Source organism: Absiella sp. AM29-15 (assembly GCF_003434225.1).
GTDB classification, from domain to species: Bacteria; Bacillota_I; Bacilli_A; order Erysipelotrichales; family Erysipelotrichaceae; genus Hoskinsella; species Hoskinsella hominis.
The window spans coordinates 38,671-60,121 of record NZ_QVFL01000006.1 but is presented as its reverse complement, the minus strand read 5'-3'; the positions used below and the strand labels follow the sequence as shown (position 1 = coordinate 60,121).

Annotated in this window: 18 protein-coding genes; 12 read left to right on the top strand and 6 right to left on the bottom strand. The window is 37.1% G+C overall.

Annotated features, from left to right (window positions below; all coding sequences use genetic code 11):
- The first annotated feature begins 39 nt into the window (after window positions 1–39).
- From DW761_RS07735 to DW761_RS07725, 3 genes are read left to right on the top strand one after another with little or no spacing between them, the layout of a single operon-like run.
- Window positions 40–2,523, top strand: a complete 2,484-nt coding sequence (locus tag DW761_RS07735; protein WP_117517312.1) for a diguanylate cyclase domain-containing protein — start codon at window positions 40–42, stop codon at window positions 2,521–2,523.
- Window positions 2,468–5,404, top strand: a complete 2,937-nt coding sequence (locus DW761_RS07730) for a CheR family methyltransferase (protein ID WP_158553771.1) — start codon at window positions 2,468–2,470, stop codon at window positions 5,402–5,404. Before DW761_RS07735 ends, DW761_RS07730 begins: the two co-directional genes overlap by 56 nt.
- A 20-nt stretch (window positions 5,405–5,424) precedes the next feature.
- Window positions 5,425–7,032, top strand: coding sequence for a diguanylate cyclase (locus DW761_RS07725; RefSeq protein ID WP_117453564.1), 1,608 nt, complete (start codon window positions 5,425–5,427; stop codon window positions 7,030–7,032).
- A gap of 65 nt (window positions 7,033–7,097) precedes the next feature.
- Here DW761_RS07725 and DW761_RS07720 read toward each other — a convergent pair whose 3' ends face one another.
- The 3 genes from DW761_RS07720 to DW761_RS07710 all read right to left on the bottom strand — a co-directional run bounded on the left by DW761_RS07720 (window position 7,098) and on the right by DW761_RS07710 (window position 9,258).
- A complete protein-coding gene (locus DW761_RS07720; protein WP_117453565.1) occupies window positions 7,098–7,439 on the bottom strand; it encodes a DsrE family protein in 342 nt (113 codons plus the stop codon).
- Between the two features lie 78 nt (window positions 7,440–7,517).
- The gene (locus DW761_RS07715; RefSeq protein WP_117453566.1) at window positions 7,518–8,177 is read right to left on the bottom strand and encodes a Crp/Fnr family transcriptional regulator; all 660 of its coding nucleotides are present in this window, start codon (window positions 8,175–8,177) and stop codon (window positions 7,518–7,520) included.
- A gap of 37 nt (window positions 8,178–8,214) precedes the next feature.
- Complete coding sequence (locus DW761_RS07710) at window positions 8,215–9,258, bottom strand: lysylphosphatidylglycerol synthase transmembrane domain-containing protein (RefSeq protein WP_117517308.1); 1,044 nt, start codon at window positions 9,256–9,258, stop codon at window positions 8,215–8,217.
- Window positions 9,259–9,368: 110 nt separating this feature from the next.
- Between DW761_RS07710 and DW761_RS07705 the strand changes: the two genes are divergently transcribed.
- From DW761_RS07705 to DW761_RS21175, 3 genes are all read left to right on the top strand, one after another.
- The gene (locus DW761_RS07705) at window positions 9,369–10,775 is read left to right on the top strand and encodes a GntR family transcriptional regulator (protein WP_117517306.1); all 1,407 of its coding nucleotides are present in this window, start codon (window positions 9,369–9,371) and stop codon (window positions 10,773–10,775) included.
- A 133-nt stretch (window positions 10,776–10,908) separates the two neighbouring features.
- Window positions 10,909–11,274, top strand: coding sequence for a hypothetical protein (locus tag DW761_RS21180; protein ID WP_199485610.1), 366 nt, complete (start codon window positions 10,909–10,911; stop codon window positions 11,272–11,274).
- Between the two features lie 31 nt (window positions 11,275–11,305).
- Window positions 11,306–11,533: a hypothetical protein gene (locus tag DW761_RS21175; RefSeq protein ID WP_233513056.1), complete on the top strand. Its 228-nt coding sequence runs from the start codon at window positions 11,306–11,308 to the stop codon at window positions 11,531–11,533.
- 36 nt (window positions 11,534–11,569) lie between these two features.
- Here DW761_RS21175 and DW761_RS07695 read toward each other — a convergent pair whose 3' ends face one another.
- Window positions 11,570–13,105: a nitrite/sulfite reductase gene (locus tag DW761_RS07695; protein ID WP_117453570.1), complete on the bottom strand. Its 1,536-nt coding sequence runs from the start codon at window positions 13,103–13,105 to the stop codon at window positions 11,570–11,572.
- A gap of 165 nt (window positions 13,106–13,270) precedes the next feature.
- On the opposite strand from DW761_RS07695, the gene hemA reads away from it, so the two are divergent.
- From hemA to DW761_RS07665, 6 genes are read left to right on the top strand one after another with little or no spacing between them, the layout of a single operon-like run.
- The gene (hemA, locus tag DW761_RS07690; protein ID WP_117517304.1) at window positions 13,271–14,497 is read left to right on the top strand and encodes a glutamyl-tRNA reductase; all 1,227 of its coding nucleotides are present in this window, start codon (window positions 13,271–13,273) and stop codon (window positions 14,495–14,497) included.
- Window positions 14,494–15,390: a hydroxymethylbilane synthase gene (hemC, locus tag DW761_RS07685; RefSeq protein ID WP_117517302.1), complete on the top strand. Its 897-nt coding sequence runs from the start codon at window positions 14,494–14,496 to the stop codon at window positions 15,388–15,390. Before hemA ends, hemC begins: the two co-directional genes overlap by 4 nt.
- 1 nt (window position 15,391) lies before the next feature.
- Entirely contained in the window at window positions 15,392–16,825 is a 1,434-nt protein-coding gene (gene cobA / locus DW761_RS07680; protein ID WP_117517300.1) for a uroporphyrinogen-III C-methyltransferase, read from the top strand.
- Between the two features lies 1 nt (window position 16,826).
- Window positions 16,827–17,801 carry a porphobilinogen synthase gene (gene hemB / locus DW761_RS07675; protein WP_117453574.1) on the top strand — a complete coding sequence of 325 codons (975 nt, stop codon included), beginning with the start codon at window positions 16,827–16,829 and terminating at the stop codon, window positions 17,799–17,801.
- Window positions 17,798–19,084 carry a glutamate-1-semialdehyde 2,1-aminomutase gene (gene hemL / locus DW761_RS07670; RefSeq protein WP_117517298.1) on the top strand — a complete coding sequence of 429 codons (1,287 nt, stop codon included), beginning with the start codon at window positions 17,798–17,800 and terminating at the stop codon, window positions 19,082–19,084. The genes hemB and hemL overlap by 4 nt, the downstream gene beginning before the upstream one ends.
- The gene (locus DW761_RS07665; protein WP_158553770.1) at window positions 19,081–20,340 is read left to right on the top strand and encodes a precorrin-2 dehydrogenase/sirohydrochlorin ferrochelatase family protein; all 1,260 of its coding nucleotides are present in this window, start codon (window positions 19,081–19,083) and stop codon (window positions 20,338–20,340) included. Before hemL ends, DW761_RS07665 begins: the two co-directional genes overlap by 4 nt.
- Window positions 20,341–20,354: 14 nt before the next feature.
- Here DW761_RS07665 and DW761_RS07660 read toward each other — a convergent pair whose 3' ends face one another.
- Both DW761_RS07660 and DW761_RS07655 read right to left on the bottom strand, forming a co-directional pair.
- A complete protein-coding gene (locus tag DW761_RS07660; protein WP_117517294.1) occupies window positions 20,355–20,681 on the bottom strand; it encodes a branched-chain amino acid transporter permease in 327 nt (108 codons plus the stop codon).
- The gene (locus tag DW761_RS07655) at window positions 20,678–21,379 is read right to left on the bottom strand and encodes an AzlC family ABC transporter permease (protein ID WP_117517292.1); all 702 of its coding nucleotides are present in this window, start codon (window positions 21,377–21,379) and stop codon (window positions 20,678–20,680) included. The genes DW761_RS07660 and DW761_RS07655 overlap by 4 nt, the downstream gene beginning before the upstream one ends.
- Window positions 21,380–21,451 lie beyond the last annotated feature (72 nt).

Sequence of the window (21,451 nt, the reverse complement as noted above, 5' to 3'; positions counted from 1 at the left end):
TTGGCAGCCTTTTTATTATAATCAGGAGGATGCAATACAATGAAAATTAAAAAGCACATACGCAATACAATATTGATTCTGCTGATTTTGTTGCTGCCGACAATTTCTATGCTGCCAATGCATGCATCAAGTCGAAGGGTCATTAAAGTAGGATATCCGATACAGTCAGGATTGACGATGAAGGATGAAAATGGCAATCGTTATGGATATACTTATGATTATCTGATGCAGATTGCCCAATACAATGATTGGGAATATGAGTTTGTAGAAGCAAAGGGAGATTTAAATGAACAGTTGACCACATTAACAAAACAGCTGGAAGATGGGGAAATTGATTTGCTGGGCTGTATGCGTTACAATGATGCACTCGCCAAAATGTATGATTATCCAAGTGAGCCATATGGTTATGCATATAATATTATTGCGGTCAAAGATGATAGTGATCTTGTCAATCTGGAATCATTAGCAACCAAAAAGGATTTAAAGATTGCCGTTAATAAAAATGCGAAAACACGAATTGAAAAGCTGGATCAGTTTGCGGCGATGAATGGATTTACCTATACCAAGATTGAGGCATTAGATACAGAGGATTTAATCAAAAAAATCGAAAATGAAGAAGCGGATGCCTATCTGCTTACAGATTTAGAAAATACGGAGGACTATCGAAGTATTTCACGCTTTTCACCGGATGCATTCTATTTTGCGACGACCAAAGGAAATACAGAAATCGTAACGGAATTGAATCAGGCAATTCTAGATCTTTCTAAAATGAATCCATTATTGACAACCACACTGTATAATCGTTATTTTGAAAATATGTGTGGGGAGATTCATCTAAACAGCAAAGAAAAAGAATTCATCAAAGAAAATGGTACCATCAAGGTATTGGTACTTGAAAACAATGCGCCGATTGAAGATTCTAAAAATGGAGAAGCGGTAGGAATCGGCAAGGATATTCTGGATTTTATTTCTGAAAATACGGGAATGAAATTTGAATATGAAATGGTAAAAACATATGAAGAATATAAAAATAAAATAAAAAACAGAGAAGCCTCTGTTTTGATGGGATTACCATTTGATGCATCGCAGGCAGAAACATTGGATGTCACATTTACTTCTCCATGGCTAGTAAGTGATATCATGCTGGTTATGAATAAAAATCTGGATCCTAATGAATTAAAGGACAAAATCAAAGGGACCACCTATTTAAATACACCCGCAATTGCGGAAGCAAACGAAGATAAACGCTACAACAATATCGAAGATTTATTAGAAGCATTAAATGAGCGGGAAGTTGATTATGCATATATCAATCCATATCAGCTGACGTATTATACCAACAAGCTGCATTTGGACAACCTCAGTACTTTTTCTGTACCGGAATATTTATTGAATCAATATGCATTCGGGGTATCTAAAAATACAGATTCCCGTCTGATCAGTATTTTAAATAAAGGGATACGTACGATAGACAGTGAAAAATTAAACCGCTATATTTATAAGAATGCCTACGTGGAAGAAAGCTTTCATTTAAAGGATTTTTTGAATGAGCATATCGCCGGTGTTAGTTTTGTCGCATTATTGTTGATTGCGGGAATTGTTGGCGCAATCTTTATGTATTACCGGCATCGTTTTGAAGTACAGCGTGCCATTGAATTGGAATATCAGCGATATCAGATGTTATCGATAATCACTGGAGAAATGACCTTTGAATATGATTTTGAAAAAGATACAATGAAAATCAGTAAAGAAGGCATCGGAAAGATTGCAAATGAAGAAATGATTGAGCATTTCAAAGATGAATCCGCAAAACAGGAAACCAATGAACATATGGTATTGACGGTATTAGAAGAATATCTGGAAAATGCGTTAGATCGTCATGAAGAAGTTTTGATACGTATGCTGGATGGCAGTGAACGCTGGTATCAGCTGGTAATTAAAATTATTTATGATATAGGAAACTATGGACATCGACCAGTTTATGCGATTGGCAAGATTTTAGATATCCAGCAGCAGATCAATGAAAAGGAACAGTTGTATAAAGAAAGCACGACGGATTCTTTGACAGGCATCTATAATCGTGCTGGAGGATTTAAAGAAATCAATCATGCATTATCCAAACAGGGTGGTGCCATCATTATGGCAGATCTAGATAAATTCAAACAAGTAAATGATGAATTTGGTCATTTTGCGGGAGATCATGTATTGATTGAAACTGCATCGATATTAAAACATGTATTCCATGAAGGAATCGTTGCACGCCTTGGCGGAGATGAATTCTTATTGTTTATCCAGAATACCAATAAGGAAGAGATTGCACTTCTATGTGAGCGGGCATTAAAAGAAATGCATGAGAAAAAATATGAAGATGCAAAAAACGTAGATGTGACAATGAGTATGGGCGTTGTATTTGTGAAAGAAAACGCCTCATTGGAAAATGCGATGCGAAAAGCCGATGAGTTATTATATGAAGCAAAACGCAGTGGACGCAGCACATATCATATATGCGAAGAAACAGTTTAATAAAGAAGGTGGAGCTATGGAAATTGTAAAAAAGGAAAATAAGTCTGAGAATGAAGCGTTTTATGTAGTCGGTGTGGGAGCAAGTGCCGGTGGATTAGAAGCATTACAGGATTTCTTTAAAAGCATGCCAGATGATTCAGGATGTGCCTTTGTGGTAATCCAGCACTTGTCACCAGATTATAAGAGTTTAATGAGCGAGCTGCTTGCCCGCTATACCAAGATGGAAGTCCATGTGGCGAGTGATGATGAAGAGGTAAAACCAAATCATGTCTATCTGATTCCGCCAAAAAAGGAATTGACGATTCATCATGGACATTTGAAATTAGATGAACAAAACAATATCAATGGGATTAATCTTGCCATCGATAATTTCTTTCGATCCCTTGCAAGAGATTGTGGCAAATATGCCATTGCCATCGTTTTAAGTGGTGCTGGAAGTGATGGCTCTTTAGGTATTCGTGATATCAAAGAGTATGGTGGTATGATTATGGTACAAGAACCTAAAACTGCCGCATTCAACAGTATGCCATTAAGCAGTATCGCAACTGGATTAAGCGATTATGTATTGCCTCCTGGAAAGATGTCAAAAGCAATGACGGGATTTATCCAACATCCATATATGCATCCAGATGAAGCCAATGAACAGCCTTTACATAAAGATACATTATCTAAGATCTTAGATGTTTTAAAAGAATACTGTCATATGGATTTCTCCAATTATAAGGAAAATACTCTGGTACGAAGAATGGAACGTCGTGTCAGTATCAATCAGTTCCATAATCTAGAAGAATATCTGAATTATTTAAGTGGCAGTGATCAGGAAAAAGAAACCCTGTTTAAAGAATTATTGATTGGTGTTACAGGATTCTTCAGGGATGCGGAAGCCTTTGATTTTATCGCAAAGAATGTCATTCCAAAAATGAAAGCAGTCAACCAGACGATTCGTATCTGGTCTGTGGCATGTTCTACAGGAGAAGAAGTATATTCTATTGCGATGTTGTTAAATGAATATCTGGAAAGTAATCATTTGGATTATGAAATCAAGATCTTTGCGACGGATATCGACCGCAATGCACTGGCAGTTGCTTCACAAGGAATCTACTCCGCAAGTGTTGCCATGGATATCGATCCTTACCTGTTGAAAAAATACTTTACAAAACAGGACAGCGGGTATCGTATTAATGCAGATATACGTAAGATGATCATCTTCTCTGCACATAATGTATTAAATGATCCACCATTCTCTAAATTAAATATGATTATATGTCGTAATCTGTTTATCTATTTGAAAACCCATGTACAGCAGGAACTGTTGTATCGCTTCTATTACGCATTAAACAACAGCGGCTATCTGTTTATGGGAAGCAGTGAATCCATAGGAGAAATGAATGAATCCTTTGAAGTGATTTCCCGTAAATGGAAGATCTATCGTCAGAAAGAAGATATTCGTCCAACCAGTAATATGATTATCAACGCAAATGGTTTAACCGAGCATTTCTCCAGTATTCTTAGAACCAGTGACTATCGTAATATTGATAATCATGGCATTAAGGTAGAAAAGATTGTAGAATCTGCTTTTTCTGCGATGTCACCACCAAGCATTATCATCAATGATGTGGATAACATCATTTATATGGGTAGTGATATCCATCGTATCCTGCGCTTTAAACCAGGTGTATTCTCACAGAATCTATATGCGAATTTGCCAGGTGGTCTTGGCTTGTTTGTGAATGGTGTTGTGAGAAGATTACATGCCGGAGAAGATAATGTCGCAACCATGTGTGCCAGCGATATCCCAGAATTTGAAGGAAAGAATATTTTGATCAATGGCTATACCTTAACAGTTGCAAAAACAGCTTTCTATCTTTTAACTTTTGAAATCAAAGAAGCAAAAAAAGAAGAAAAATTCACATATATCGACAGCAATCAGGAAATCGGCAAGCGTATTATGGAGCTGGAGGAAGAATTGCGTATCAGTAAAGAAAACCTGCAGGCTACTATTGAAGAATTAGAAACAACCAATGAAGAACTGCAATCCAGCAATGAAGAACTGGTCGCAGCCAATGAAGAGTTACAAAGCACCAATGAAGAATTACAAAGTGTGAACGAGGAATTATATACCGTGAATAGCGAATACCAAAGCAAGATTGATGAATTGACCCGTTTGAATACCGATCTGGATAATTTATTAATCAATGTAGAGGTTGGCGCAATGTATCTGGACAATGATTTAAAAATCAGAAAACTAACACCAGTCGTATCCAAGATTACCCATATCATGGATATGGATATTGGACGCCCGATTTCCCATCTGTCTTTGATGGATAACTATCCAAACTGGCAGGATGATGTTCGTCATGTTCAGAAAACATTGGAAAATGTGGATAAGGAAATTTATGAAGTAGATGGAAAATACTGGTTGGTCCGTATTCGTCCATATCGTAGTGAATACAATGCGGTAGAAGGTATTATTATCACATTCCTTGAAGCTAGTGATTTAAGAATGATGAGAAGCTCCTCTTTTGAAAGAGAAGGAAAAATATACTGGCAGCGTGAAAACTGTGATGTCAGTATGTGGCGTTATGATTTAAAACATGAAACATTATGGTACCCATATATCAAGGATACCAATAGTAATCAGCGACAATTCTCTGTAGATGACTTTATGAAACGTATTCATCCAGATGATGTCATTCATGTACGAAGTGCAGTGGATGAATGTATCAGCGGTGGTAAAAACTGTATTGAGATCATGTATCGTTATAAAGGCAACGATGAAGTCTATGAATGGATATATATTCAGTTGTTTGTGGAAAAGAAGCGCAGTGATGGTACTGCAGAAATGATACAGGGGAAAATGACGATACTAAGTGATCAATAATTGGAAGGAAGTCTTGTGACATGAAAAATAGATATTCCCAAAGGGAGTTGGAAGCAAATATTGCCAAGGTTTTACAAAGTGATGTAAAAGATTCCCAGCTCTTAAAAGAAAGCATTGAAGAAATTGTAGAAACCGTTAATATCTATCATCAGGAGCTTACATATCAGAATGAAGAGTTGATGCGTACCAATATGGAATTGAGCAGTTTGAAGGATAAATACCAGCTGCTCTTCCATGAAGCGCCAATCAGCTATGTCCTTTTTAATGGAAATGATTGGATCGTGGAAGCAAACCAGACATTCTGTCGCAGAGTTGGTGTTGTGCCCAGCTTAATCAACAGTCATAAAATTACGGAGTATATCCTTCCTGAGCACCAGGATACATTCTATTTTATGAAAAACCGATTGATGCAGGGTTCAGAGAAAGAAGTCATCGAGCTTCAGCTATACACCAGTGAGAAAGAAATATGTGATGTAAATGTAATCAGTAAACCATTTCATTGTCGTACCTTATATGGGGAAGAAAAAAAGGAAACACTATATTGTGCCATTATTCATGATATTACCCAGATCAGAAATCAACAAAATGAGATTTTAAAAATGAGTTATCATGACGCAATGACAGGATTGTATAATCGTCGGTTTTACATCAAACGCATCAAGGAATTAGAAGATGATCTTTCTAATCTTCCTGTTAGTATCGCATCCATTGATTTAGATGGCTTAAAAATCATCAATGATACCTTAGGTCATGAATATGGCGATAAGGCAATCATGACCATCTGTGACATTCTGGAAAAGAATGTTTTAAAGGAATGGAATCTGATACGCATGGGTGGAGATGAAATCTGTTTATTATGTCCAAAGACAAGTAAAGAAAAATTAAGCTCCTTCCTTCAGAAAATTGAAGTGATCGTTGGAGAACATGAAGTACAGGGCATCCCTTTGTCTGTATCATATGGGGTTGCCGCAAGAACTTCTCCTTATGAAACATTAGATATTGTGGCGGCTTTGAGTGAGGATATTATGTATTCTAGAAAGGTTTTACAAAGTCCGCAGCAAAAGAATATGATCGTTTCTATGATGCTAGAAAAACTGTTTACATCCCATCCTCGAATTGAACGCCACAGCCTGCGTGTACAAGAGTTAGCCATAGGCTTTGCGAAGTACCTGGAGATGGATGAATATTTCATCGATGAAATTGCACGTTTTGCTTATCTGCATGATATTGGTATGGTGGGAATTGATGATTATGTCATTGAAAAGCAAAAAGATTTCAGTGATGAGGAAATCAAAGAATTTTATCGTCATCCACAGATTGGCAATCGCATCATCCGCTCTATGTTTGGCTATGAAGAAATAGCTACTGCAGAACTATACCATCATGAATGGTGGAACGGCAGGGGATATCCATATGGTTTAAAAGGGGAAGATATTCCTTATATGGCACGTTTTATCACGATTGTGGATAGTTATGATTGGCATAAACTGGAGCTTGGATATGATGAAAGCGAAGGGTTGACGATGGAAGATATCGAAGCATATTATACTGACAACAAAGCAACCCGCTTTGATCCTGAAATCTGTGATCAGTTTCTTGCATTTATGCGAAAACAATTAGAAAACTAAAAGGGAACATCGTTCCCTTTTCATATGAAAAAAATCCAGCAGATTAATTCTGCTGGATATATTTTTTATGGCTTTATGTAAGAATAACCTTCCTGTTGGCGTTTCGCAAGCTCTACGACACCAGCGGGAACAACTTCTACAAATGAATACAACTCACCATTAGAAATGCCCTTTTTCATTAATGCATTATGACATGCACAGATGGTTACACCATCTTCACTCAGTTTTTCCATTACGGCTTGATATTCATCATTACGATGACTCAGACATTCTACAGCATCAGAATTTGCGACAATTTCGATGTGATAAGTATCATGATTTTCTTTTCCATAAACAAGCATATTCTTAATATTGCTGATCGTCAGCTCCCATTTTTCAATTTCATCAATGTGAAAGATTACATCCATGATTTGTTACCTCCTTGAGTTTTATTCATTATACCACGATTAACTCAAAGAATAAAGCAAATTTGCGAAACGCTTACATCAATATGTCAATGTGATTTTTTTATCAATGATTGCCTCTAAAACATCAGGTTTTAAAATCATGATATGATGATTTTCTTTACTGACACAATCCAAATGACGCATTGCAGAAAATACACGGGATAAGGTAACCTGATGAATATTTAAATACTCCGCAATTTCTGAATACGTAAAAAAGCGGGGAAGCATCAGCTGCTCATGATCTAAACGTGCATAATCCATTAAAAACATGGCTACACGAATGGGAACACTGTCTTCTTCCATCTGTAGATAGCGCTGGAATATATTCATATAATTCTGTGATAATGTTTCAAACATCAAATGATTAAAATGTACATCGTTTTCAATCAATTCCTGCAGTTTTTCCGCATGGATCTTATAAACGATACAGTCTGTTTTGGCGATAATGATCAAAGGATTGCTGGGCAGCTTGTCTAAGTGTGGATAGATTTGTCTAGCAAAATGCGCAAATCCCATAATTCTTTGGTCCATAAAATAAAGGTGTGTTTTCATTTCTCCATTTTTTCCTACACTGCCAAGTGCACAAATACCAGAATGTAAGAAAAAGGCATTGCCATTCTCTTTCGCGTCATATATAATATCTCCTTTTTGTACAATCATTTTTTGTGCATAGATATAATATTCTTCAAAAGGTCCCATCGTTCTCTCTCCTCACGTGTTTGAAGTATATCATATTTTATCTATTTATGAAAGATTCTTTCACTTCTTTTACATCAATGTCCTTACATAACATTGTGAAAACAGCGCCAATAAGAGTATTCACATAAAATGTCAATACACGCCATAACAACATCATACTAGCAGCGTTCACCTTATTCACAAATGGTGTAAAAACCAGAATGAAACTGGATTCTGCCACTCCGTGTTTCCCATAAACAGGCAGGGAGGATAAAATCAAATCGATAAAGACACTCGCCATGAAATACATAAAGAAGTTATGGAGATTCACAGGCAGCGTTAATGCATATGCGATAAAAAATGATAAGATATGACGTAAAAATAAGCGGAATATCTGCCATAAGATGATTTTGAGGGCATTGATCTTTTCTTTCCTTGATTTAGGATAACAAGCCCATACAGCATTTGAAAATGTATTGATTTTTTCACAGAGCATCGCTTCATCAATTTTTAAATGAAACTTCGTTATACAAAAATGCAATAGACGTATCACAAGTGCAGGTAGTTTAGGGTATAAAAACAAAAACAACATTGCGGCAATCGGGATGATGCCAATGCAGATGCCAGCCCATGCGAAAGGCAGTTCTTTGGGATAATGCACGGCTAGATAAGAGGAAGAACATAACAGAATCATAAAGGAAAATATAGCATAGCTGATTTGATAGAGCATTTGATCCAGCATTAAGATACCACAGCCATGATCATAAGATATTTTCTTAGCTTTCATTAATATCAGTTGTCCACCTTTTGCGAGGGCAGAAGCTGATATGTTCATCAAAAACAAGGATACCCATCCATTGATCAGACCATCTTTATAAGTATAGGAGGAATGGATCTGACGACAAAGCTTCGTAAGTACGATACCATTGATCATATAGGGGGAAGCTGCCAAGAGTGCTAACAGAAAGACATCCATCATATGCAGCTTTGATAAAGCAGATAAAATCATCTGATAATCATCTTTTAAGAGTAAATATAATACGGTTATAAGAAACGCAATAATAACCAATGTTTTTATATATTGTTTGTTTTTCTTTTTCATAAAATACCTCTATCACAAAATGGTATAACAGAAAAGCAAAAAAATCAATTGATAAAACGTGACGATTGTCGTATCCCATGATAAAATAGAAGACGAGAGAAGGGATAATCTTGGCTGAGCTAACCATCACAGAGCAGGTATATTTGAAAATGAAAGCAGATATCGTTTGTGGAAAATATGAAATAGTAAAAGATTTACCCGCTATATTAGAGCTGTGTGAACTTTTTCATGTTGGTCGAAATACCATGCGCCATGCCCTTCGCCTATTAGAAGAAGATGGTCTGATCAAACAGGAAAAAGGTCGCAATGCCCGGGTCATCTTTGATTTAAACAAGCGGGAAAACCGTGCCATGTATGAGGAAATGCTATATGGGCGTTTGCCATCGATTGCTGCGGTATTTGATACGATGGAATATATCCTGCCCACCATTGCCCAGGAAGCCATTAATAGAGCAAGTGATGAAGATATCGCCTATTTATATCACATGGCAGATTCTTTAAAAGATAAACAGTTTCATACTTCATCCGAGCTGATGAATGCGTTAATGGAAATCTATAGCTATGCCTTTTCATTATTGAATAATGTGTATGTATCCTCCTTATTTACACAGATGATGGATTTTATATTGGTCGCAGTTCCAGATTACTCTTTGCGTAAGAATGAATTTCAGAAAAACATGGCATTTATTGGCAACATGCTTTCTGTCATTTTAAAAGCAATCTTGAAAAAAGACAGCAAGGTCTTAAAGAAAACCATTAAATATCTGATTCATACCATATCCAAAAAGACCCAGAGTTATATTCAGCGTATCATAGATGAAGAAAAAACAACTTTTCATCCTATGCCGTTTTATTGGTATTATGAGAAAGAGGCCTTATATCAAAATATAATCATTGATATATTTATGGATATTCATAACGGGGTTTATCTGAAGCATAAAGAACTGCCAAGTCTTGAACAGCTGGCGAAGAAACAAAACGTTAGTTTAAGAACCAGTCGTAAAGCAATCGAGGTATTGAATCATTATGGTATCGTAAAAACGGTCAATGGGATTGGCAGCTATGTAAATTATGATGCATTCAAAAAGGATGATTTTCTAAAAAATCCTGAAGTCAAACAGAATTTGAAACAGTTCATAGATGCATTATCTGCACTGCAACTGTGTATCAAAGGATTTGGTCCAGCGTTCATCAAAAAGATATCGGAAGATGATTTATCCAAATTAATTGATGTAATGGAGCATCAAAAACGCAAGATCATTACACCCATGGTAGAACTGCTGTTTCAAAGAAACACCTGTCTGTCTGAAATCTATCGTGTATTGAATAAACAGCTGGTATGGTTTATGTATTTGAATTATTTCTACAGCTTTGATAATAAGGAAAATGAATATTATGCTTATTATCAATTATTACTTGAACATTTAAAGGCTCATCATATGAAAAAGGTATATGAATTACTATGTGAAATGATGGAAACATCGATTCATTTTGTAAAACAGATTTATCTTTCCTAAGGGAAACAAATGATTTGTTTCCTTTTTTTGTTTTTGTGCTTGTAAAAATAACATCTAGGTCATATAATATAAGAAAAGCAACATGTACCATGGTGTACAAGGGTAGGCTCGAGATTTGAAAGAGGTGTATTACATGGATGCAAAAGAGTATGAACGACTGAGGAAAGAAAAATCGTATAAACGTATCATTGCGGATGAAAAACAGGGTAGGGCGATTTATCGTATGTTGCCATATTATGAAGACAGTGTCCTGCTGGGAGATTCTATTGCGGAATCTATCCTTGATTTTCGCTTATTGAGAAAAAATAATGTATTAGCAAGACGGGGGAAATGTATCGATATGATTGATGAAGATATCGAAAAAGTATTTGTCCTGTGTCCGAAAATCATTTATATGGAATTTGGCAAGAATGATATTTTACATTTTCATAAAGATGTAAAAGCATTTATCAGTGTGTATGCTGAAAAAATATTAAAAATCAAAGATACCACTTCCTGATGTGAAAATCTATGTCAATTCCATTATCCCAATGCAAAAAGAAGTTATGGAGAAAAATGGCGGACAGGCTGTATTGGATGAATTTAACGAAGGACTTTATCTGATGTGTCAGCATTTTCATTTAACGTATATTGATAATCAGGCGTTGGTTGATTGGAATGATGAAACATTTGAGTTTGATGGTATCCATCCAAAATATCCATATTATTCTTTATGGCTGGCGCATATGGCAAAAACAGCAGGCGTTTATCCTTACTAAAGAAAAAAAATCGCAAATCGCGATTTTTTTTAATACTTATAAATATTTTTTTAAAATCAAATCTAATTGATCAGGATATTTTGTGGCCCAATCAAGGAATGTTAATTTTGTTTCATTTGTCTGAATTGCTAAATCCTGTAAGAAAGCAGGGATATCAGATTGTAAGATTACACCAGCTTCTTTTCCAAAGATGGTTCCATCCAGATGTGCATTTCCCATAATACTTAATTTAAAGGCAGGCTGAGGTTTTTTATCTACTAATTTTACAGTACCCTGAAATCCAAGTGCGCCAATTTGTGAAGTACCGCAGGAGCTTGGACATCCACTGAAGTAACAACGTGGCAGATAATCTGTGCATACATGAGCATGGCGAAGGGCGGTGATTGCATCAATCAAGGCTCCCTGAGAATCACGTAAACCTACCTGACAGATCGTAGCACCAATGCACGCAACGCTTGTTTCAAATTTATTTGTTGCGCCATCTGTGGTTGCGGCTAATACTTTTTTCGCTTCTTCACCATTCAAATTGATGATATACATTCCTTCCTGTGGTGTGATACGGATTTCAACATCTTCCATATCCTTGATCAGTTCATATAGCTCCATTAGTTTTTCTGGCGCAAGTGTGCCACCTAATGGATGATAATGTACTGCATACAGATCATGCTTCAATGGGAAAATGCGACGATCCTCCACAATGACACCATCTCCGGTTTTATGCACATGATATTCTTCAACTTCCACATCATGTTCTCCTCGTTCAATAGCTAAGGCCACCTTTTCACTAAATTCCTTTTGTAATGCTTCAATACCTAAAGTATCCTGCAGATAGCGTGTTCTTGCTTTTGCACGGTTTTCATAATTTCCATGCGCCATGAACATAAGCACCATGGTTGAAACATAGTATAGAATGTGTTTTGGCTGGATATGATCACCAACCTTGACACCCATTTTAGGATTATTGCCAAGTCCTCCTGCACAATATACATCAAAGGTGTGATCGCTATTCGCGATAAATCCTAAGTCACGGAAGTTGGCATGTGTTTGATTTCGCATGGTATTACTAAAAGCCACCTTTAGCTTTCTTGGCATAGAATATTTATTGATAATAGACAACAGATATTCCCCAACAGCCTTCGCATAAGGCAATACATCAAAATATTCATCCGGATCAACACCAGATAAGGGAGAGCACATAACATTACGTGGAAAATCTCCACCGCCTCCTCGACATACGATATCGTGATCTAAAGCTTCTGACATAATGGATGGCACATCCACATCGCTTAAATCATGCAGCTGAATCGTCTGACAAGTCGTGATATGTGCTTTTTTTACATCATGTTGTTTACATACACGACATAAAAAGGCTAATTTGTCCTTACTCATGACGCCCTGGTTCATACGTAAACGAAGCATGAATTTTTCACCGCCACGTTGTGCATAACTTCCAAAACCCCCGGAAAATCCCTTAAAATCCTTTACACTGATTTCCTTTTGGATGAATTTATTGGTCTGTTCACGGAACAGTTCGATTTCATCTTTTAATTCCTGTAATAATTCTTTTTCCATTTTGATCTCCTTTTCATAACCTTGACAATGTTATCATAACACTTTTTGAGAAGCAATTATAATATTTTTATAGATCTATTAGAAATCTTTATAATAAATACCTTTTACATTCCTTGTTTCTCATCCTAAACTTCTCTATAATAAATAAGGAAGCAGGTGAGCGTATTGAATTTCGCAATGATTGGCATCAGTCATGAAGAGGCTGGTGAAGAAATAAGAAAACATGTAGCATTCATGGATACCCAGAAGATGGAATTTTATGAATTGCTGTTAAATAAAGGCATCTTGCAGGCAGTGATCTTATCTACCTGTAACCGTAGTGAAGTATATTTGATTTATGATGAGGAACAACAGCTGGAAGAGGCAGTTTCTATCTATGAAAAAATGGCGGATATTTCATTACAGGGATATTTAAAAATCAAAAAAGGAAAAGCAGCACTGTTATATTTATATGAAGTATGCGCAGGATATCATTCTTTGGTGCTGGGCGAAGATCAAATTGAAGGACAATTACAGGAGGCATATGCATTCGCAAGTCATATGCAGGCATGTAAAAAACAGATGCATCGTATCTTTCAAAACTGTTTTAAAACCGTAAAACAGATCAAAACAACCTATCAGATCAGTGCGAGTCCTTTATCTATTCCTTATATTGCCATGCGTGCAATCAAACAGCTGATCACATTTGAAAATCAATGTGTATGCATTATTGGCAGTGGGGCAATGGCAAAACTTATGTTAACGTATTGTGAACATGAACCTGTGAAAAAAATTTATTTATGCAACCGGCATATGGATAAGGCCTTAGCATTAAAAGATGATGAACGAATTGAAGTCATTCCATTTGAAGAACGTTATCTCTATGCAGGAAAAAGCGATATCCTAATATCAGCGACCAGCTCGCCTCATCAAATCATTAAACAGGAAGCATATCCCACAGTTCATCAAACCAAAGTATGTGTGGATTTAGCAATGCCCCCGGATATTGATACTGGCATGAAAGCATTTGGCGTTAAATTAATCGTGATTGATGATCTATCAGATGTACAGGATGCCTCTATCGCAAAACGTAAAGCCCTTTTAAAACAGGGACATGAAATGATTGAACAAGGAGTGGAGGAAACCATCACATGGCTGAATTCACAAAAACTGCAGGAAGTGCTATCCTCTTTACAGCGTAAAAGTGAAGAAAGTGCAGAAGCAGCTTATCAGCTGATCATCTCAAAAATTGACCTGGATCATCATGAACAGCGGGTTGTAAAAAAAATATTAAGATCATCTTTTTTTCGTATGGTGAAAGAACCTATGATGATGTTGTCACATGCATCAAAACGAAAGGATGAATATATAGAACTTGTATCACAGCTATTTGAAGGCGGAGGAGAAAAATGAAGATAAGAATTGGAAGCAGAGGCAGTAAACTTGCCCTGCTACAGACAAATCAGATTATGGAGATGTTGAAACAGGCATATCCACAGCATACGTATGAAATCGTCATCGTAAAGACGCATGGAGATATGAATCAGCAGGCACGTTTAGACCAGATGAATACCAGTGGGATCTTTGTGAAGGAAATAGAACAACAGCTATTGGATCATCAAATTGATCTGGCAGTACACAGCATGAAGGATATGCCAAGTGAGCTGCAGGAGGGCTTGTGTCTAGGAGATGTCATGATACGAGAAGACAGTCGTGATGTTTTGGTGTTACAGCATGCCGCTTCACTTTCTGAATTAAAGCCACATGCGATCATTGCTACTGGTAGTAAGCGTCGAAAGTATCAATTATTAAAGCTTCGTCCGGATTTAGAAATCACACATATCCGTGGCAATATCGATACACGTTTAAAGAAAATGAAAGATATGGATCTTGATGGTATCGTTGTAGCGGCAGCTGCCATGCATCGTTTAGGATTAAAACATCAGATTACACAATACTTTGATGAAGAAGAAATGATTCCAGCTGTGACACAGGGTGCCATTGGCTTAGAATTAAGAAGTAATGATGAAGCATTAAAAGATATGATTCATACATTATCTTTACCACTAGATACAAGAGAAATCAAAGTAGAACGGGCGTATTTAAAAGCAATGGATGGAGGATGCCATTCCCCTATTGGGGCACGTTGTCATATCAAAGAAAACAGCATCCAGTTACGCTTTGTCTATGGAAATGAAGAGGGCACAATACTTGAAAAAAGCGTGCTAGAAGAACCATTAGAAAAGGAACATGAGATAGCTGAAATGGCAGCAGCATATATGAAACAACATGTGAAAGAAGGATAATATGGGAAAGGTATATTTAATTGGCGCTGGCTGCGGCGGTTATGATTTAATGACACAACGTGGGATTGACTTATTGAAAAAGGCAGATTGCGTGTTATATGATCGATTGATTGATCCATTGTTGTTACAGCTGGTACCTGCGCATTGTGAATGCATCAATGTAGGAAAAGAAAATCATCATCATACGATGCCGCAAACAAAGATTGAAGAAACATTGATTGAAAAAGCATCACGATATGAGCGTGTCATCCGTTTAAAAGGCGGGGACCCTTATGTATTTGGCCGTGGAGGAGAGGAAGTTCTCGCCTTAACAAAAGCCAATATTGACTTTGAGGTAGTACCAGGTATATCCAGCAGTATTGCGGCACTTACCTATGCAGGTATACCTATTACCCAGCGTGGAATCAATCGTGGCTTTCGTGTATACAGTGCACATACCAAAGATGATGAAATCAATGATTTAGATTATCGCTCTATGGCCTGTAGTAGTGATACCCTTGTGTTTTTAATGGGATTAAAACATAAACAGGAGGTATTTCAGGGGTTACTTGACCATGGCAAAGCGAAAGATACCCCCATTGCCCTTATTTCCAACGGGGCACGATATAATCAAAAAAGTATCTATTCCACCTTGCAGGAGGCATTAAATCAAGACTTTGATATGGAAAGTCCTTGTACGATCGTGGTAGGTGATGTGGTTGCCTTACATGAACAAATGGATTTTTATACATCTAAGCCATTACTTCATAAACGTATCCTGATTCCTAATTTAGATCATCACTTAATTGGAGAAGATTTACGAGAAGCGGGTGCCATGGTAGAAGAGGTACAGGTGGGAGAAATAGAAGAATATAAAAATGCATTGGCAGATATCGATATAATGGATTATTCCTGTATCCTGTTCACAAGCCGCCATGGTGTATCATCTTTCTTTCATTCTCTGATGGAAAAAGGCTGTGATACTCGTTGTCTTTCCCATATAAAATTTGCCTGTATTGGAGAAAAGACTGCAAAGGAATTACGTGAATTTGGTATTTTATCCGATATCATCTGTGCCCAAAGTGACAGCTGGCATATGGCAGAATTACTGAAACAGACGATTTCAAAAGATGAGCGCATTCTGTTGGCAAAAGCCGACAATGATAATACGATCTTACAGGAGGCGTTATCTGATTATGATGTACATGTAGTCGCAATGTATCATACCATCATGAAGCCATTTACGACCACTTATGAACACTATGATGCCATGATGGCTTCTAGTGCCTTTCATGTAAAGGCATGTAAAGAACTATTGGCACATATAGATACCATATTTTCCATAGGACCACATACCACCAAAGCATGTCGTAAATATGGCGCAAAACACATCATAGAAAGTAAAACAGCAGATAAAAAAGCACTGTTGTCATTAATAAAAGAGGAGCTGAAATAATATGTATCGAGGAAGAAGACTAAGAAAAAATCCTGTGATTCGCAACATGATGAAGGAAACCAGGTTGGATAAATCAGAATTGATCTACCCATTGTTTATCGTAGAAGGGGACAATATCAAAGAAGAAATCGCCTCTATGCCCAATGTATACCATTATTCCATTGACCGTTTACATGAGGTATTAGATGAAATGATTTCCTGTGGCATCTTCAGCTGTATTCTGTTTGGAATACCAGCCCATAAGGATGAAACAGGTTCTCAGGCATATGCATCCGATGGCATTGTACAACGTGCCATTCGCTTTATCAAAGCATATGATGAACGATTCTATGTCATTGGGGATGTTTGTATGTGTGAATACACTTCACATGGACATTGTGGTATCTTAGATGAACACCATGATGTTGATAATGATGCGACATTACCTGTATTATCTAAAATCGCAGTCAGCTATGCATTGGCAGGCATTGATATGGTGGCACCAAGTGATATGATGGATGGACATATTAAAGCCCTTCGTGAAGCACTGGATGAAGCTGGTTTTACTAATGTGGCAATCATGGGATACAGCGCAAAATTTGCGTCTAGCTACTATGGACCATTTCGTGAAGCCGCAGACTCTGCGCCATGTTTTGGCGATCGCAAAAGCTATCAGATGGATTATGCCAATGGACAAGAGGCACAGCGTGAAATTTTAGCGGATATCGAAGAAGGCGCAGATATCGTTATGGTAAAACCAGCCTTGTGCTATTTAGATATCGTGGCACGTGCCAAGGAGCATATTCATACACCAATCTGTGTATATAATGTCAGTGGAGAATACAGTATGCTGATGCAGGCTATCTATGCTGGACTGATGAAAGAAGATGTCATCTATGAAAGTGTCTTATCCATGAAACGTGCAGGGGCAGATATGATCATTACATATTTCGCCTTGTATTTAGCACAACTAATCGATGAAGGAGGCATACAATAATGCATCAAAGAAGTGAAGCTTTCTTCCAACAAGCCTGTAAAAAAATACCAGGCGGCGTTAATTCGCCAGTACGTGCGTTTTCCAGTGCGAATGAGACACCTTTGTTTGTCGATCATGCATCCGGTTCACATATCTATGATGTAGATGGTAATGACTATCTTGATTATATCTGTTCATGGGGACCTATGATCCTAGGACATGCCCATCCATTATTGACAAATCATATGCAGGAAGTCATAGAAAAAGGTATCAGTTATGGCTTATGTGCACCAGAAGAACTTGTATTGGCAGATTTAATCGTTGATGCCTATCCTGGAATCGATATGGTGCGTATGGTCAATTCAGGCACAGAAGCCACCATGTCTGCCATACGTGTGGCAAGAGGCTATACGGGTAAAGATAAAATCATCAAATTTGAAGGCTGTTACCATGGACACAGCGATTGTTTATTGGTAAGCTCAGGCTCTGGCGCATTGACATTTGGGACACCAACAAGTCCTGGGGTACCTGAAGATGTTGTGAAAAATACACTGGTATGTGAATACAATCATATTGATTCGATAAAAGCATGTATCAAAGCCAATCCTCATGAGATTGCCTGTATTATTATAGAGCCGATTGCCGGCAATATGGGACTTGTGAACGCCGATAAAAAGTTCTTGCAGGATTTAAGAAAACTTTGCGATGAAGAAGAAATCATATTGATCTTTGATGAAGTGATTTCAGGCTTTCGTATCACCTATGGCGGGGCAGCACAATATTATGGCGTCACACCAGATATGGCATGTTTTGGCAAAATCATAGGCGCTGGTCTTCCTGTAGGTGCTTATGGTGGTAAAAAAGCCATCATGGATATGGTATCTCCAAGTGGACCTGTCTATCAGGCTGGTACCCTTTCAGGAAATCCTTTGGCGATGCACTTAGGTGTTCGCTTACTCACATATCTAAAACAACATCCACAAGTATATGAAGAATTAAATCAGAAAGGTGCTTACCTAAAAGAGGGTATACAAGATATCCTAAACGAATATAATCTGCCATATCAAATTCATCAATGCGGCAGTCTGTTGACACTGTTTTTTACAGACCACACGATAAAATCTTATCGTGATGTAAAAGATATCGACCAGAAAGCATTTGTGTCTTACTTCCAATATCTCTATGATCATGGCATTCTGATTGCGCCATCCCCATATGAATGTATGTTTTTATCCACAGCACATACGATGGAAGAATTAGATCACACACTATCCATCATCAAGGAAGCATTAAAGCGCTTATGAGTATACTTCTCAGATATGATATCAAAGATCAGCCAGTCTTGATCATAGGTGCAGGCCATGTTGGCCTTCGTAAAGCAAAAGAATACAGAGCGCAGGGAGCGAAGCTTACGATATTATCCAAAACTTTTTTAGAAGAGTGTTGTGATATCCCTTGTATCCATGATGCATATGCGCCATCATACTTAAATGGCTACAAGCTTGTATATGCAGCCACTAATGATCCCTTATTGAATCATCAAATCACTATGGATTGTAAAGCAATGGGCATTCTTTGTTTAAGCGCAACCAAAGGGGAAGTTGGCAGTGTGCTGTCTTATGAAGATGATAATGTAATCATTGGCGTATCTACCAAAGGTCGATATCCTGCTATCAATCGCATCATGTTAGAACGCTTTGTACAGGTATATGAAGAAGAATACGCAGGAAAAATGCCTTATTTATATGCATTGCGTGAAAAGCTTCTTTCCATCCTGCCTGCTCGAAAAGAAGCATATAGCTTATTAAAAAAACTGCCTGTGTATCCAGTATCTTTTCTAAAGTTTTTATTAGAGGCGATACAAAAAAAGCAAGCATGTCTGCTTGTCTTTCATGGTGTAAAGATACAATCGGTATTAGATGGGGAAATCACTTCTTTTATAGAAGCTTTGAAACAACAAAATTCAGCTTATGCATATCACTTTGCATTTCTCAGTGGTATGGTCATAAATACATTAAATCAAACGCATATGGAAGTATTATCATTAGAAGAAAGCTTGTCGATTTTACATGCTTGTCATATTGAAGTTTCACTATATCCAATGTTGATGCAGGATGGCCGTTTTCATATTCAAATCAAAGAGTTACTACAGCCTTATCAGGCAAAGCTGCTTACACTTCCTTTTGATGGACAAAGAGAAGTCGTACAGCTTATCGATATAATTGAACAGACATATAGTAAACCTCATCAGGATTTACTTATTGTATATCATTCCAGTACACATGGTGCATTTTCCAAGTATGCAGCACAATGCAAGGTAAAAAAACATACCAGAATCATACAAGAAAAGCAAGTGCCATTCTTAGATAGTGCTACCTTCACAAAGCAGATCACGATTTTCTCTTTATATATGTTATCTGGCACACATATGCAAAAGGATAAAGAAGCATTAATGAAACAGTTCCATGATCATGATATCACCATGATACAGAAAAGCTGTCTACAAGAACCATCGATTCAACAACTGTTGTTTCATAAAATACAAGCTCAAACAGGATGATTCTCCTGTTTTTTTTAGATGAAACAATATTGAACCAAAAACATATACAGGATTGTACCTCCTGCGATACTTAGCAACATATTATTTTTCCATTGATGAAGGAAAACAACACAGCCAATAGCAATAAGCTCTGGCAGACAATGAAAATCACTAAATACGGTATCCTTTAAGGAATAGAGGATCAACAGACCAATTACGGCATTCGGTAACACTTTTCCTAAGAATTTAATAAAAGCAGGCGGGGTCTTATCCGCAGGAAATATGATAAATGGTAAAAATCGCGTCAACATGGTTCCCAAAACGACGATCATGATAATGATGATTTGCTGAATAAATGTCATGATGCATCACCTTCACTTTCTATTTCCAAAGAGGAGCGCTTCATCGCAAAACTACATACGATCAATAACATCGAAGGAATCATAAAATTCTGAGCACCAAATAGTAATAGACAAATAAGGGAGCTGAAGATGCCGATGATTGCTGGTGTATGATTTTTTGCCGCTTTCCATTGATTGATAAACATGACAACAAAAAGTGCACTCATCACAAATTCGATCCCAGTCGTATCAAAATGAATGATATATCCCAACAATCCACCTAAGGTCGCACCAACGACCCAATAGAAATGATTAAGAAGTGTAACCCAAAACATAAACCATCCACGATCAATATCCAAAGGTGGGATAGTGGAGCAGTTAATCGAAAAAGATTCATCACACATCCCAAAAATCAAATAATATTTCTTGATGCCACAATCTTTATAAGTATCCAGCATAGAAATCCCATAAAAAAGATGTCTAGCGTTCACCATCAACGTTAATAATAAGGCATATAAAGGATTAAATGCAGATAATAATAAATTGACCGTCACAAATTCCATAGAACCTGCGAAGATGAACATACTCATGAACATCGGATACAAAAATGAGAATCCTTTACTTTTCATCAGGAACCCATAAGAAATTCCTAAAAATAAAAATCCAACACAAATCGGTAGGGTATGGGGCAGTGCCACCTTCAAAGCTTTTCGTTTCATAGACAGTTCTCCTTGCTTTTTTACGTTACTTCTCCTATAATAACTATATTCTTATATCTAACATACGTAAGA